Origin of the sequence: Vibrio nomapromontoriensis, assembly GCF_050337205.1 — a bacterium.
Classification (GTDB): domain Bacteria; phylum Pseudomonadota; class Gammaproteobacteria; order Enterobacterales; family Vibrionaceae; genus Vibrio; species Vibrio nomapromontoriensis.
Genome location: NZ_JAKJSS010000006.1, coordinates 37,339 through 50,515 on the forward strand (window position 1 = coordinate 37,339; position 13,177 = coordinate 50,515).

Annotated in this window: 16 protein-coding genes; 10 read left to right on the forward strand and 6 right to left on the reverse strand. The window is 43.8% G+C overall.

What is annotated here, in order from left to right; translation table 11 throughout:
• Positions 1-7 precede the first annotated feature (7 nt).
• A complete protein-coding gene (locus tag L4D05_RS00310) occupies positions 8-976 on the reverse strand; it encodes a calcium/sodium antiporter (RefSeq protein WP_428750295.1) in 969 nt (322 codons plus the stop codon).
• Between the two features lie 300 nt (positions 977-1,276).
• Here L4D05_RS00310 and mlaF point away from each other — a divergent pair, with 300 nt between their 5' ends.
• The 8 genes from mlaF (at position 1,277) to L4D05_RS00350 (ending at position 6,638) form a co-directional block, all read left to right on the forward strand.
• Positions 1,277-2,071, forward strand: a complete 795-nt coding sequence (gene mlaF, locus L4D05_RS00315) for a phospholipid ABC transporter ATP-binding protein MlaF (RefSeq protein ID WP_428750297.1) — start codon at positions 1,277-1,279, stop codon at positions 2,069-2,071.
• A gap of 1 nt (position 2,072) precedes the next feature.
• A complete protein-coding gene (gene mlaE / locus L4D05_RS00320) occupies positions 2,073-2,852 on the forward strand; it encodes a lipid asymmetry maintenance ABC transporter permease subunit MlaE (protein WP_428750298.1) in 780 nt (259 codons plus the stop codon).
• A 17-nt stretch (positions 2,853-2,869) separates the two neighbouring features.
• A complete protein-coding gene (gene mlaD, locus L4D05_RS00325) occupies positions 2,870-3,358 on the forward strand; it encodes an outer membrane lipid asymmetry maintenance protein MlaD (protein WP_428750299.1) in 489 nt (162 codons plus the stop codon).
• Between the two features lie 4 nt (positions 3,359-3,362).
• On the forward strand, positions 3,363-4,004 hold the full coding sequence (locus L4D05_RS00330; protein ID WP_428750663.1) for an ABC transporter substrate-binding protein: 642 nt from the start codon (positions 3,363-3,365) through the stop codon (positions 4,002-4,004).
• Complete coding sequence (locus L4D05_RS00335; protein WP_428750300.1) at positions 4,001-4,300, forward strand: STAS domain-containing protein; 300 nt, start codon at positions 4,001-4,003, stop codon at positions 4,298-4,300. Before L4D05_RS00330 ends, L4D05_RS00335 begins: the two co-directional genes overlap by 4 nt.
• A gap of 9 nt (positions 4,301-4,309) precedes the next feature.
• Positions 4,310-4,564, forward strand: coding sequence for a BolA family iron metabolism protein IbaG (gene ibaG, locus L4D05_RS00340; protein WP_250615872.1), 255 nt, complete (start codon positions 4,310-4,312; stop codon positions 4,562-4,564).
• Between the two features lie 9 nt (positions 4,565-4,573).
• Positions 4,574-5,839: a UDP-N-acetylglucosamine 1-carboxyvinyltransferase gene (murA, locus tag L4D05_RS00345; RefSeq protein WP_428792726.1), complete on the forward strand. Its 1,266-nt coding sequence runs from the start codon at positions 4,574-4,576 to the stop codon at positions 5,837-5,839.
• Positions 5,840-5,909: 70 nt separating this feature from the next.
• Positions 5,910-6,638 carry a 1-acylglycerol-3-phosphate O-acyltransferase gene (locus L4D05_RS00350; protein WP_428750302.1) on the forward strand — a complete coding sequence of 243 codons (729 nt, stop codon included), beginning with the start codon at positions 5,910-5,912 and terminating at the stop codon, positions 6,636-6,638.
• 86 nt (positions 6,639-6,724) lie between these two features.
• Here L4D05_RS00350 and L4D05_RS00355 read toward each other — a convergent pair whose 3' ends face one another.
• The 5 genes from L4D05_RS00355 to arcA form a co-directional block, all read right to left on the reverse strand.
• Positions 6,725-7,114: a RidA family protein gene (locus L4D05_RS00355; protein ID WP_428750303.1), complete on the reverse strand. Its 390-nt coding sequence runs from the start codon at positions 7,112-7,114 to the stop codon at positions 6,725-6,727.
• A gap of 108 nt (positions 7,115-7,222) precedes the next feature.
• The gene (gene pyrI / locus L4D05_RS00360) at positions 7,223-7,684 is read right to left on the reverse strand and encodes an aspartate carbamoyltransferase regulatory subunit (protein WP_428750304.1); all 462 of its coding nucleotides are present in this window, start codon (positions 7,682-7,684) and stop codon (positions 7,223-7,225) included.
• A 12-nt stretch (positions 7,685-7,696) separates the two neighbouring features.
• The gene (pyrB, locus tag L4D05_RS00365; protein ID WP_428750305.1) at positions 7,697-8,626 is read right to left on the reverse strand and encodes an aspartate carbamoyltransferase; all 930 of its coding nucleotides are present in this window, start codon (positions 8,624-8,626) and stop codon (positions 7,697-7,699) included.
• A gap of 288 nt (positions 8,627-8,914) precedes the next feature.
• Positions 8,915-9,922: an ornithine carbamoyltransferase gene (gene argF / locus L4D05_RS00370; RefSeq protein ID WP_428792727.1), complete on the reverse strand. Its 1,008-nt coding sequence runs from the start codon at positions 9,920-9,922 to the stop codon at positions 8,915-8,917.
• A 119-nt stretch (positions 9,923-10,041) separates the two neighbouring features.
• Positions 10,042-11,262 (reverse strand): arginine deiminase, encoded by a 1,221-nt coding sequence (gene arcA / locus L4D05_RS00375; RefSeq protein ID WP_428792728.1) that lies wholly within the window; start codon positions 11,260-11,262, stop codon positions 10,042-10,044.
• A gap of 560 nt (positions 11,263-11,822) precedes the next feature.
• On the opposite strand from arcA, the gene rraB reads away from it, so the two are divergent.
• Both rraB and L4D05_RS00385 read left to right on the forward strand, forming a co-directional pair.
• A complete protein-coding gene (gene rraB, locus L4D05_RS00380) occupies positions 11,823-12,239 on the forward strand; it encodes a ribonuclease E inhibitor RraB (protein ID WP_250615864.1) in 417 nt (138 codons plus the stop codon).
• 127 nt (positions 12,240-12,366) lie between these two features.
• Positions 12,367-13,170, forward strand: a complete 804-nt coding sequence (locus tag L4D05_RS00385) for a glycosyl hydrolase 2 galactose-binding domain-containing protein (RefSeq protein WP_428750308.1) — start codon at positions 12,367-12,369, stop codon at positions 13,168-13,170.
• Positions 13,171-13,177 lie beyond the last annotated feature (7 nt).

Sequence of the window (13,177 nt, forward strand, 5' to 3'; positions counted from 1 at the left end):
GTGACTCCTAAGCAGCCATATTGGCGATGAGATAGATTTGATAAGCTAGGAAGCAAGCAAATAATATGAAACCTTCTAGACGGTTGATGCTTCTAGATTTTCCGAGTGCCATGATCACAAGTAACAGTGACACACCTAGCATGACCCAAAAGTCACGACCCATGGCGTATTCGCTCAATACTGACGGATTTAATACGCCAGGTATGCCCATGACTGCAAGAATATTAAAGACATTAGAGCCAATAATATTACCGACGGCCATGTCATCTTCGCCTTTTAACACACCAGCCAAAGAAGCCGCGAGTTCAGGTAAGCTGGTGCCAATCGCAATGATGGTTAAACCAATAACCAGGTCGCTCATACCAAAGAATTGTGCAATGGTCACGGCACTATCAACGAGGCGGTCAGCAGCGATAGGGAGAATAATTAGACCGATAATCACCCACATAGCCGCTTTGCCGTTGCTCACCCCTTCTGGAATCTCAGATTCCTGATCGTCAAGCATGACGTCTCCGCCACTGGCTTTTTCCGCTTTGCTGATATGAAGCATGGCGATAATAAAAGCGCCAAATAACGCAAATAAAATGATGCCTTCATAAAAACCTAGGTGACTGTCCCAAAGTAAAATGCCGGCAATTAGTGTGACCGCAATCATGAGCGGGAGTTCACGTCTTAAAATGCCAGATGAGATTGAAAGCGGCTTGATCATAGCGGTGATACCAAGGATCAGTGCTATGTTGGCGATGTTTGAGCCAAGAACGTTACCAACGGCGGTATCTGTTTTTCCTTCCAGAGCCGCCGTTGCAGAAACCATCATTTCTGGTGCAGAAGAGCCCATAGCAAGGATTGTCATACCGATAACAAGCGGTGATATACCAAAGTTACGAGCTAATGCTGCGGAACCATAAACGAGTTTGTCTGCACTCCATACCAGGAATACCAGACCAATTATAAGAAACACCACTGCTTCAAGCATGCTTTAGATCCATTCACTTTTACTAAGATATTTGGCGGGTAATTTTGACGGTTTAGCATCCAAAATGGAAGCTAATCAACAAATAAAATGACAATATGTTTCAGAACCATATACGCTAATAATAGAGGCGAATCAAAGTGCCGTATGAATGTACATACTATTATTGGCTGGAAATGTGATGAATACTCACATGTGTTTGCTACTCTATCTCCAACCGTCGTCATTTTAGGGTTTTCATTGGGCGTTACGATCATTATGATGAAAGCCTCTAAGGATTAGGCTTTATTGATAAGGAACACTATGTCAAACAATGACTTGGTTTCCGTGAAAGGACTGTCATTCTCTCGAGGTGAACGTGTTATCTTCGATGATATTGAATTGCATGTGCCTAAAGGGAAGATCACGGCAATCATGGGGCCATCTGGAATAGGTAAAACAACATTGCTTCGCCTAATTGGTGGGCAATTGTATCCAGATCGTGGCGAAATATGGTTTGAAGGCGATAATATTCCCTCATTATCTCGTAAGCGTTTATATGACGTAAGAAAAAAAATGAGTATGCTGTTCCAATCTGGAGCACTGTTCACCGATCTTACGGTCTTTGACAATGTCGCCTTCCCCCTTCGAGAACATACCCAACTTTCCGAACCCTTGATACGAACCTTAGTGTTGCTAAAGCTTGAGGCCGTTGGCCTAAGAGGGGCCGCTCAGTTAATGCCGAGTGAGTTGTCTGGTGGTATGGCGCGGCGAGCCGCATTGGCCAGAGCGATCGCACTTGATCCTGATCTTATTATGTATGATGAACCTTTTGTTGGGCAGGATCCTATCACCATGGGGATTTTAGTTGAGCTCATTCGCTCTCTAAATATGGCGCTCAACCTTACCTCTATCGTCGTTTCACATGACGTCCCTGAAGTGATGTCCATTGCGGACTGGGTATATTTGTTGGCCGACGGTAAAGTGGTTGCCAAAGGCTCACCTGAAGAGCTTAGGAATGACCCAGATCCGAGAGTTCAGCAGTTTTTAGTTGGTGATGCCGATGGCCCTGTGCCTTTTCGCTATCCTGCCAAGTCACTAGAACAGGATCTTTTTTAATATGTTGCAACTGGTACAAAAGCTCGGTCATCGCACTTTGATGTTTTGTCAGTCATGGGGGCGTGCAACCTTTGTTTTATTGGGAGTCCTACTATCCAAACCTCAACCGGTGAAACACTTCCCCTTGTTAATGAAGCAATTGCACAATGTCGGTGTACAGTCTCTTGCCATTATTAGCGTCTCAGGCTTGTTTATTGGCATGGTGTTAAGCTTACAAGGTTATGTTGTGCTGGTGGATTATGGTGCAGAGGGTAGCCTTGGACAAATGGTCTCTTTGTCATTGCTAAGGGAGCTCGGGCCGGTTGTGACGGCATTGCTATTCGCTGGTCGAGCTGGTTCAGCGTTAACCGCAGAAATTGGCTTGATGAAAGCGACAGAGCAACTATCGAGTATGGAAATGATGGCCGTGGATCCGCTAAAACGCGTTATTGCCCCTCGTTTCTGGGCTGGTGTTATTTCGATGCCATTACTGGCGATGATTTTTATGTCCATTGGTATTTGGGGTGGACAGTTAGTTGGTGTGGACTGGAAAGGCATCGACCATGGGAGCTTTTGGTCGGCGATGCAGTCTTCGGTAGAACTGGGAAGAGACATTGGTAACAGTGCTTTAAAATGTATTGTATTTGCGATAACGGTGACTTGGATAGCCCTATTTAATGGTTACGATGCCGTACCTACATCCGAAGGCATCAGTCAGGCGACAACAAGAACGGTTGTTCATTCGTCGCTGGCGGTATTAGGTTTGGATTTTGTACTAACCGCATTGATGTTTGGCAATTGAGAATAAAGGAATTATGAATGCAACAAACTAGAAAGCTAGAATTGTGGGTGGGTGGCTTTGTTCTCACGGGACTTTGCGCAATTTTGTTTATCATTTTTCAGGTTGCTGACGTTAAAGGGCTTGGTTCAACGGATACTTATACGTTAGAGGCTCGATTTGACAACATTGGTAGCTTAAAAGCACGCTCTCCAGTCAAGGTTGGTGGGGTAGTTGTAGGGCGAGTTAGTAAAATACACCTAGATAAGGAAAGCTATTTACCGGTTGTTGAGTTATCGATTAATGCTGATTATCAGTTTCCAGACACTTCCAGTGCGCAAATACTCACGTCTGGGTTAATTGGTGAGCAATATATTGGTCTCGTTCCAGGCTTTATATTTGATGATGAAGAGTACTTGGTGGATGGAGACAGAATAGAAGACACCAAGTCAGCCTTAGTACTGGAAGATATGATAGGTCAAGTACTATACAGCATTGGAGGTAATTCAGATGATACTAACAAAGAGTAATACGATGATCAGAATTTGGGTGATGCTGATGGTTGTTTTGGGCACGTTTAGTGTGTCGGCTCAGGACATTGATAAAAGTCAGCCTTACGAGATGATGCAAAAGGTGGCGGATCGCACTTTTACGCGATTAGCAAAAGAGCAGTCGTTAGTTCAACGTGACCCTAATTACCTAAAAGTGGTGGTTGAGGAAGAGCTGATGCCCTACGTTAACGATCGCTATGCGGCATTGAAATTGCTGGGTCCGAATTTAAAAGGGGCGAAGCGCGAGGACGTATTAGAGTTTGCAAAAGCTTTTCGCGAATATCTCGTCACCTCTTATGCGCAAGTGTTAACTCAATATACTGGACAAGAGATTCAATTTGGACCTAGGCCTATTATTGACGATAAAACCACGATAACGGGCGTTCGAGTCACGATATTGGATTCGCCAAGACCTAACATTAATCTTGAGTTTAAACTAAGAAAAGATAAGAAAACAGGCGATTGGAAAGCGTTTGATATGATCGCCGAAGGTATAAGCCTATTGTCGAGTAAGCAATCAGAGTGGAACAGCAAAATTCGTCAAGAAGGCATCCTCTCCGTTGCTAAAGAATTGGAAACCTTATCTCAGGCATCGATTCGATTTGAAGGGAAATCAGGACAGTGAGTGCTAAATTCGACTTTAGTGATGGCAGCAATTTATGTCTCAGCGGTATCTTGACTCGCGATAGCGTTCCTTCACTTTGGAAGCAAATTGAGGCGCTTGACTACCCTGAATCTAGTATTAATGTGTCTCTAAAAGAGGTAGCACGTATAGATTCTGCTGGTATGGTGATGCTAATTCACTTAATAGAGCATGCAAAAAATCGAAAGTGTCATATAATGCTCAGCTTCGTGCCCGACGAGCTGAAAATGTTGTTTCAGCTAAGTAATGTTGAATCGGTAATTGAGAAACACATTTAGGAGTATCTTGTGGATAGCACAAAAGTACAGGAACTATTGCAAAGCGAACTAAACCTAGAAGAAGTACATGTTAAAGGTGAAGGTAGCCACTACGAAGTGATCGCAGTAGATGCTCAATTCGCAGGCATGAGCCGAGTTAAAAAACAGCAGATGATTTATAAGCCTCTGATGGAATACATTCAGCGTAATGACATCCACGCCGTCTCGATAAAAGCCTTCACTCCAGAAGAGTGGGCTCGAGATAAAAAGTTGATGTCACTGTAAGGTTAAGTAATGGATAAGTTTAAAGTTATTGGATCGGACGCGCCGCTACAAGGTGAAGTGTTGATCTCAGGTGCTAAAAATGCAGCACTACCAATTTTGTTTGCTTCGATTCTTGCAGAAGAGCCAGTAGAAGTAGCGAATGTTCCTCGTTTACGTGATATCGATACCACGATGAAGCTGCTAGGCCGTCTAGGCGCTAAAGTTCACCGTAATGGTTCAGTTCATGTCGATGGTAGCCAAATTAATGAATTTTGCGCACCTTATGATTTAGTGAAAACCATGCGTGCCTCGATTTGGGCTTTAGGTCCACTGGTGGCTCGATTTGGTAAAGGCCAAGTGTCTCTTCCAGGTGGCTGCGCAATTGGTGCTAGACCCGTTGATCTGCATATTCATGGCCTTGAACAGCTTGGTGCGACCATTACATTAGAAGATGGTTACGTGAAAGCCGAAGTCGATGGTCGCTTAAAGGGCGCTCATATTGTCATGGACAAGGTGAGTGTTGGTGCGACGATTACCGTTATGTGTGCTGCGACCTTAGCAGAAGGTAAGACCGTTTTAGATAATGCGGCGCGCGAGCCTGAAATTGTTGACACGGCGAACTTCCTGAATGCGCTCGGAGCAAAAGTGTCTGGCGCAGGTACGGATACGATTACCATTGAAGGTGTTGAGCGCCTTTCTGGTGGCAAACACAGTGTGGTTGCGGATCGCATTGAAACCGGAACATTTTTGGTTGCCGCTGCAGTTTCTGGCGGTAAAGTAACATGTCGTAACACCAGTGCGCATTTGTTAGAAGCTGTTATCGCTAAGCTTGAAGAAGCGGGTGCAAAGGTTGAAAGTGGTGAAGACTGGATTTCGCTTGATATGACCGGACGTGATCTAAAAGCTGTCTCTATTCGTACCGCTCCCCATCCAGGGTTTCCAACGGATATGCAAGCGCAGTTTACGCTATTAAATATTATGGCAAAAGGTGGTGGCGTTATCACCGAAACCATCTTCGAAAATCGCTTCATGCATGTACCTGAACTTATGAGAATGGGTGCAAAAGCTGACATTGAAGGCAATACCGTGATTTGTGGCGATGTTGACTCGTTAAGTGGTGCTCAAGTGATGGCAACGGATCTTCGAGCATCAGCAAGCTTGGTTATTGCAGGCTGTATTGCGAAAGGCGAAACGATTGTTGATCGTATTTACCACATTGATCGTGGTTATGACCGCATTGAAGATAAGCTAACGTTGCTCGGTGCGAATATTACTCGCATTCAGGGCTCAGAATAGTATTTAAGTAATAGCAATTAGCCGGAATCGAGAGGTTTCGGCTTTTTTTTGATATTTGTCGGAGCACAAAATGATCGCTTTTTTCCGCTGCATCGCAGTGGCTATTTTCGCTATCGTCATGTTTGTTTTTGGGTGTGGCTACTGTTTGTTGAGCCCAAGAAATCCAAAACACGTATTTAGATTTGGCCGCTATTTTGGCGCTATGTCTAAAGTCTTTGGCGTTAAGCTCGAACTTAGATTGCCAGAAGATGCCTATCAGCGTGGTCAGCATGTCTACATTGCTAACCACCAGAACAATTGGGATTTATTTACCGTCTCTGCTGCTGTGACACCTAATGTTGTAACAGTTGGGAAAAAGAGCTTAGCGTGGATGCCCTTTTTTGGGCAGTTGTATTATCTCACGGGGAATATTTTGATTGACCGTGCGAACCGCAGCAAGGCGAAGGGAACGATTGACCAAGTTGTCGATAGCATGAAGAAAAGCAACCTATCGGTTTGGATGTTTCCGGAAGGAACACGTTCACGTGGACGCGGGATGTTACCCTTTAAAACCGGTGCATTTCATGCTGCAATAGGTGCGAAAGTGCCAATTATCCCTATCGTGTGTAGCAGTACTTCTCACTTAAAGCTGAATAAGTGGGATAATGGTCATATCATAGTTGAGATGCTGCCACCTGTTTCTACCGAAGGGTGCAGTAAGGAGAATATTCGAGAACTTGCTAACCTGTGTCGAGAGCAGATGAAGCATAAGCTAGAGCAGCTTGATGCGGAAGTTATCGAACTCAATAAAAAGAAATGATAAAAAAGGGTTGTGTGAACAACCCTTTTTAGCGTCTGGCGTTTCAATATCTTAATTAATCGATAGTGAAATAAGACAGTGGCGTGTTATTTACGAACTGCAATGGCTTCGATTTCAATCTTCACATCTTTTGGTAAGCGTGCGACTTCAACACATGAACGAGCTGGGTAGTTAGCAACTTCATGCTCATCAAAAAACTTGCCATAGACTTCATTGACCGTACCAAAGTCATTCAAATCTTTAACAAAAACCGTCATCTTTACAATATCTCCAACAGTGAGACCTGATGATTCGACGACTGCTTTTACATTATCAAGAGATTGACGAGCTTGTTCAGAGATATCATCAGAGACGTCGCCAGTAATAGGGTTGACTGGAATTTGACCTGAAGTCAGAACCATATTGCCGAGATCGACGCCTTGAACATAAGGGCCAATTGCAGCTGGAGCCGATTCAGTATGAAGTACTTTAGTCATTGTTCATCTTCCATTGTTTTAGGGGAAATAATATAAGACTAGACTGCCAACTGGCTCCATAAAAATCAAGCCTACATTTAGTAGGCTTGATTAATAACACTATCGTGATTAGCGCTCAGTTAGGATCTCTCTGGCAAACACTTTCTCGCAGTACTTACATTTGAGGCGAATGTCATCATGCTTTTCGAAGACTTGGAAGCTACTGTCTACCGGCTCATTATGAGTAATACAGTTAGTATTTGGGCACTCAAAGATACCATTGATATGTTCAGGCAATTCCAGCGCTAACTTCTTACTGACTTCATAATTTTCGATTTGGTTAACCGTGGCATGAGGTGCATAAAGAGCCAATTTGTTGGCTTGCTCTTCACTCACAAAGACATTCTCAATTTTGAGTAGATCTTTAGTGCCCAACGCTGAAGAAGGAAGGTTTAAACCAATCGTCACACGTTGTTGGGACTGATCCATGGCAAACAGCTTTAATACCTTGATGCCAATATTGGCCGGAATATGATCAATGACCGTGCCGTTTTTAATTGCTTCGACTTGTAGTTGAGTTTCTTTAGTCATGTTATGCCTACCTTACAACGTTTCATTTAACACAAGAGCTAAGAGTGCTTCACGCGCATATACGCCGTTTTCTGCTTGCTGGAAATAGTAAGCGTAAGGCGTTTTATCAACGTCCACGGTGATTTCATCAACACGAGGAAGAGGGTGAAGTACCTTTAAGTTGTCGCGTGCTTGTTTCAATGTCTCGGCTGATAGGATGTAGGCTGATTTGATGTGTGCATATTCGGATTCATCAAATCGCTCCTTCTGCACTCGGGTCATGTAGAGTACGTCCAATTCAGGTACAACTTCTTCAATATCTTGGTGAATACTAAACTTGATGCCTGATTCTTCTAGTTCTTCACAGATATAATCAGGCATGGCAAGTGCCTCTGGCGCGATGAAATAAAAACGCACATTATTAAACTTTGCTAGCGCTTGAGTTAACGAGTGAACCGTTCGACCATATTTTAGATCACCGACGAATGCGACATTGATGTCATCGAGTCGCCCTTGTGTTTCATAAATGCTATAGAGATCCAGAAGAGTCTGTGTCGGGTGTTGATTCGCACCATCACCGGCATTGATAACTGGCGTGCCATTTGAAAACTCAGACGCAAGGCGAGCCGCCCCCTCTTGTGGGTGGCGCATAACAAAAGCATCAACGTATGAGGAGATAACTTGAACGGAATCAGCAAGCGTTTCGCCTTTTTTAGCCAGCGATGTATTGCCGCCACTATCAAAACCAATGACATCGCCACCAATGCGTTGGATAGCTGTTTCAAATGATAGGCGAGTACGAGTTGAGGGTTCAAAGAAACAGCTCGCGATCACCTTATTTTTGATCAGCTCAGGTTGTGGGTTTGACTTAAGTTGTCCAGCCGTTTCCACGATGAGTTCTAGCTCTTCACGAGACAGCTCAGGAATTGAGATAATGTGCTTTTGGTACAGCGTATTCGCCATGTTTATCTTCCCTATAGTTAAAACTAAACCAGAGTTAGCAGCCATAAAAAAGCCCCCCATAGCGGGAGGCTTAGTATTCAATAGGAAATAATAACGGTGCGTGATAAGTAAAGAACCTATCGTGAGTTGCCACTGCATTAACGCTTAAACATGTAGTAAAGCTCAGCAATGTAATGAAACTCGGTTGCGCCATGTACTATCCCCCTGACAAATTGCCGAGGATTATACTCTTAACAACTGTGAGCGCAAGCGATTACATCAAAGGTTTAACCGTTATATTGTGACTTTTTATCCATTGCCAAGTGTCGCAACCATCACCGCTTTTATGGTGTGCATTCTATTCTCTGCTTCATCAAAGACGATAGAATGTTCGGATTCAAACACTTCATCAGTGACCTCTAAACCATTAAGACCATATTTTTCCGCAATCTCTTTGCCTATAGTCGTTTGGTCATCATGGAATGCTGGTAGGCAGTGCATAAATTTCACATCACGATTACCAGTGGATTCAAGCATGGCCATATTGACTTGGTAAGGCTTCATTTGTGCAATACGTTCCTCCCAAGCCGAAGCAGGTTCGCCCATCGATACCCACACGTCGGTATAGAGAAAATCACAGCCTTTAACACCTTGCGCTACATTCTCCGTTAAGGTGATCGTCGCGCCTGTTTTTTCTGCGATAGCCTGGCACTCTTCGACTAACTTCTGTTCTGGCCAAAAGGCTTTTGGAGCCACTAAGCGAATATCCATACCCATTTTTGCCGCGCCCACCATAAGAGAGTTACCCATGTTATTACGGGCATCACCAAGGTAGGCGAAGGTCATTTGATGCAGTTGTTTTCCTTTGCCATGCTCAAGCATAGTGAGAAAATCCGCTAAGATTTGTGTTGGATGGAATTCATCGGTTAAGCCATTCCAGACTGGGACACCTGCGTGTGCGCCAAGCTCTTCAACAATCTCTTGTCCAAAGCCTCGATATTCGATGCCGTCATACATTCGACCTAGTACTCGTGCCGTATCTTTCATTGACTCTTTATGGCCGATTTGAGACCCAGAAGGCCCTAGGTAAGAGACTTGTGCACCTTGGTCAAACGCCGCTACTTCAAAAGCACATCGGGTACGGGTAGAGGCTTTTTCAAAGATCAAAGCAATATTTTTTCCGACCAATTTTTTTTGTTCTATGCCTGCGTATTTTGCCGATTTTAAAGACAGAGAAAGGTCGAGAAGGAATTGGATTTCTTTGGGCGTAAAATCTAGAAGCTTTAAAAAGTTTCTATTACGTAAGTTATAAGCCATGTGCCGTACCTAGTGAGTGAGGGTTAGCTTATTTATACATATAAATGCTTTTAAAGTGAATATTTATTTTTATTTTAAGTTAAATAAAGCGCCAGTATGGCGCTTTATTCTAGCGATGATTAGATGCCATCACGTTCTATTGGACAGCTCATACAGCGTGCGCCACCACGCCCTCGGCCTAGTTCGTTACCAGGGATAGTGAGAACCTCTATTCCTGCTTTATCATATTTTTCATTGGTATAGACGTTTCTCTCGTAACCGATGACAACACCAGGCTTCACGGTAAGCACATTGTTTGCGTCGTTCCATTGTTCACGCTCGGCCTCATAGTTATCACCACCAGTCGTAATGATATTCAATTTATCGACATCTAAAGCACTTTCCAATGCAGTTAAATAGTTAGGCAGTTTTTCAACTTGCATATTTCCTTCAGGAGCGGCAGTGAGTCGCCATGTATCAAGCTTGTCACTGATAATTTCTGGGTAGACAGAGAAAGTATCGACGTCCATATGTGTCATGACTGTATCAAGATGCATGCAAGAGCGATGTTTAGGAAGATCCAGTGCAATCACTTGGCTTGCTTGACCAGTTTTAAAAAGATTAGCCGCTAAGTTTTCGACACCTTGTGGAGTTGTGCGCTCAGAAATTCCGACAAGTACGGCGCCGTTGCCAATGACAAGAACATCACCACCTTCAATGTTGGCATTGTCGTAGTGTAAGTCTTCATCGCCAAAGTACTTGATGAAATCTTGGCCGGCAAAAGTAGGATGCCAGCGGTAGATAGCACGCAAATGATTAGTCTCGCGTTGACGAGCTGGCTTCATCATTGGATTTAATGAGACGCCACCATAAACCCAGCATGAAGTATCACGAGTAAATAGGTGATTAGGTAGAGGCTCGATAACGAAATCGAGTGGGCGGCTCATTTTTTGTAAAATTGACGTGGTTTTAATGGGGAGCTCTGAGTAAGCAAGGCCGCCAAGTAAAATCGAGGCAAGGTGCTCGTTGTCCATCTCCGCCAGGTAAATTTTCAGCTCACTAGCAAAGATAGGGCCATAACGATAATCTGAGATTTGAGTTTCAAGCAGCCAAGATTTAGCTTCTGGCACTGCGAGTGTCTCTACGAGAAGGTCGTGAAGTAGTAGTACTTCGACTTCTTGGCTACGCAGTGTGTCAGCAAACGCGTCGTGTTCAACCCCAGCGGCTTCTACTGCCAGCACATCATCAAACAACAGTTCATGACAATTGGATGGTGTGAGGTGGGTAAGCGCTCTTTCCGGGCGATTTAGTAATACTCGGCGCAACTGGCCAACTTCGGACCCTACGTACAACGTGCTCATTGTGATTCCTTTCCATTTTGAATGCGCTATTTATGACAAGCTTGTTATCAAGATGCAAGTGTGGAAACTGGCGTTAGTTGCTGCAAATAGGCCAATATGCAGCAACTAATGGCTATATTTCGAATACAAAGCAGACAAATTTTCTGCTTTAGTCAACGGCGTAAGCGTTGCATTATTGCTTGAATATTCAGCAAGACCAATGAGCAAGGCATTACTATCCATCGATTATCTGTGCATAAATACACAAAATGCTATGGTTTTTCCCTTCGCTCAGTGATTAAAACCCACATGAGCGCTCTGAGGTGCGGCGAGATGATATGCAAAATGAAGTCATAATTTTTCTTTGGTGATTATGATGCTAAAACGGCGCATCACGACATGAATTGGCATGACAGGTAATGTAACAGTGAAATGTTAAATTTATGTATCTGTGATCTAGATCGATCTGCAAAAATCAACAACAGCGAAAATTTGTTGCGAAAGATCTCGCTTCGATCTTTCGATTTATAGCGACATACCGTATTATTCGTCCGATAACCTAATTTAGCTGGAGCACTTTTATGTCTCAACAAGATGAGTATCTAACCGTTGAAGAATTGATCGAAATTCAAAAGGAAGAAACTCGCGATATCATTCAAGCATTAATTGAAGATGGTAGTGATCCAGACTCTCTTTATGAGATCGAGCATCATTTTTTCGCTGAAGATTTTGAGCGTCTAGAAAAAGCGGTGGTCGAGGCGTTCAAACTGGGCTTTGAAGTACTTGAAGCTGAAGAAACAGAAGACGAAGATGGCAATAAGCTGCTTTGTTGTGATGCGACGATGGAATCAGCGTTAAACGCTGAGCAAATAGATGCTCAGGTTGAAAAGCTTGTGAACCTCGCTGAAAAGTACGACATCATCTACGATGGTTGGGGTACGTACTACGAAGGCGAAGACGCTTTATATACCGAAGAAGATGACGCTGACGAAGAGTAAGCGTCATTGATTGAAAGGCCAGCATTGCTGGCCTTTTTTGTCTCTTGTTCATGTTTTTAACAACGGTATCTTTCTAGCAACAATTTGACTATACTGCGCAAAATACGGCGTAGGTCTCATTATTACAATGAAAGTAAACATTTCAGGTTATTGGCAGCTTTCCCCGCTGACCGATCTTTCTATTCCTCAAGGGGATCTGCAATTTCCCGGTGCCCTTAGTCAAATCCTCCCAGAAACCTTGTCTGAAGCAACGATTGCTGAGCAAGAATGGCATCTGATGCATGATTTTGAGCTGACTGAGCACGACTTGTCTCATCCAGCTGTCGATCTCGTTTTTTCCGGTATTGATTACTTTGCGGAAGTAAGAGTTAACGGTGTTGCTGTTATGGATTGCGACGGCAGTGAAGTGACATACCGTAAAGAAGTGCGACCACATCTACAGCTTGGACGTAATCGCATTGAAGTGCTGTTCCTTGAGTATGATGAAGAGGATTTACTCGTCGATGAAGAGGCTGCAACGCCTCAATGTTCGTTAGGAGTGACGTCGCCTGAAAATGACCCAAGAATGGGCATTTGGCATTTGCCTTACTTGCAATTTATTCCTCATGTTCGCTTAGAATACGTGGCCATGGAGCAAATTTGGCACCATGGTGGTGGTTGTGAGTTTAAGGTGGATCTTTACTACAAAACGTATCGATCAGGTTTATTGTCGGCGTCAGTAAAATTTAACGGCATGACTTACTCATTGCCCATTGACGTAAGAAAGCAGCAAGTATCTGCGTTGTTTCAAGTGGAAGCGCCTCGGTATACGGATCCTAAGCAGCCTAATAGAGATGATGTGTATCCTTTACATGTTGAGCTCGATGGGCAAGAGCAGACGTTGGATGTAGTGTTAAATCGCTCCCTTTGTGCGACGCATTGCCCACTTTGATCTTGTT

Excerpts from the sequence above, each read along its gene's own strand:
- L4D05_RS00310 (WP_428750295.1), bottom strand. The coding sequence starts at position 976 with ATGCTTGAAGCAGTGGTGTTTCTTATAATTGGTCTGGTATTCCTGGTA.
- mlaF (WP_428750297.1), top strand. The coding sequence starts at position 1,277 with ATGTCAAACAATGACTTGGTTTCCGTGAAAGGACTGTCATTCTCTCGA.
- mlaE (WP_428750298.1), top strand. The coding sequence starts at position 2,073 with ATGTTGCAACTGGTACAAAAGCTCGGTCATCGCACTTTGATGTTTTGT.
- mlaD (WP_428750299.1), top strand. The coding sequence starts at position 2,870 with ATGCAACAAACTAGAAAGCTAGAATTGTGGGTGGGTGGCTTTGTTCTC.
- L4D05_RS00330 (WP_428750663.1), top strand. The coding sequence starts at position 3,363 with ATGATCAGAATTTGGGTGATGCTGATGGTTGTTTTGGGCACGTTTAGT.
- murA (WP_428792726.1), top strand. The coding sequence starts at position 4,574 with ATGGATAAGTTTAAAGTTATTGGATCGGACGCGCCGCTACAAGGTGAA.
- L4D05_RS00350 (WP_428750302.1), top strand. The coding sequence starts at position 5,910 with ATGATCGCTTTTTTCCGCTGCATCGCAGTGGCTATTTTCGCTATCGTC.
- L4D05_RS00355 (WP_428750303.1), bottom strand. The coding sequence starts at position 7,114 with ATGACTAAAGTACTTCATACTGAATCGGCTCCAGCTGCAATTGGCCCT.
- pyrI (WP_428750304.1), bottom strand. The coding sequence starts at position 7,684 with ATGACTAAAGAAACTCAACTACAAGTCGAAGCAATTAAAAACGGCACG.
- pyrB (WP_428750305.1), bottom strand. The coding sequence starts at position 8,626 with ATGGCGAATACGCTGTACCAAAAGCACATTATCTCAATTCCTGAGCTG.
- argF (WP_428792727.1), bottom strand. The coding sequence starts at position 9,922 with ATGGCTTATAACTTACGTAATAGAAACTTTTTAAAGCTTCTAGATTTT.
- arcA (WP_428792728.1), bottom strand. The coding sequence starts at position 11,262 with ATGAGCACGTTGTACGTAGGGTCCGAAGTTGGCCAGTTGCGCCGAGTA.
- rraB (WP_250615864.1), top strand. The coding sequence starts at position 11,823 with ATGTCTCAACAAGATGAGTATCTAACCGTTGAAGAATTGATCGAAATT.
- L4D05_RS00385 (WP_428750308.1), top strand. The coding sequence starts at position 12,367 with ATGAAAGTAAACATTTCAGGTTATTGGCAGCTTTCCCCGCTGACCGAT.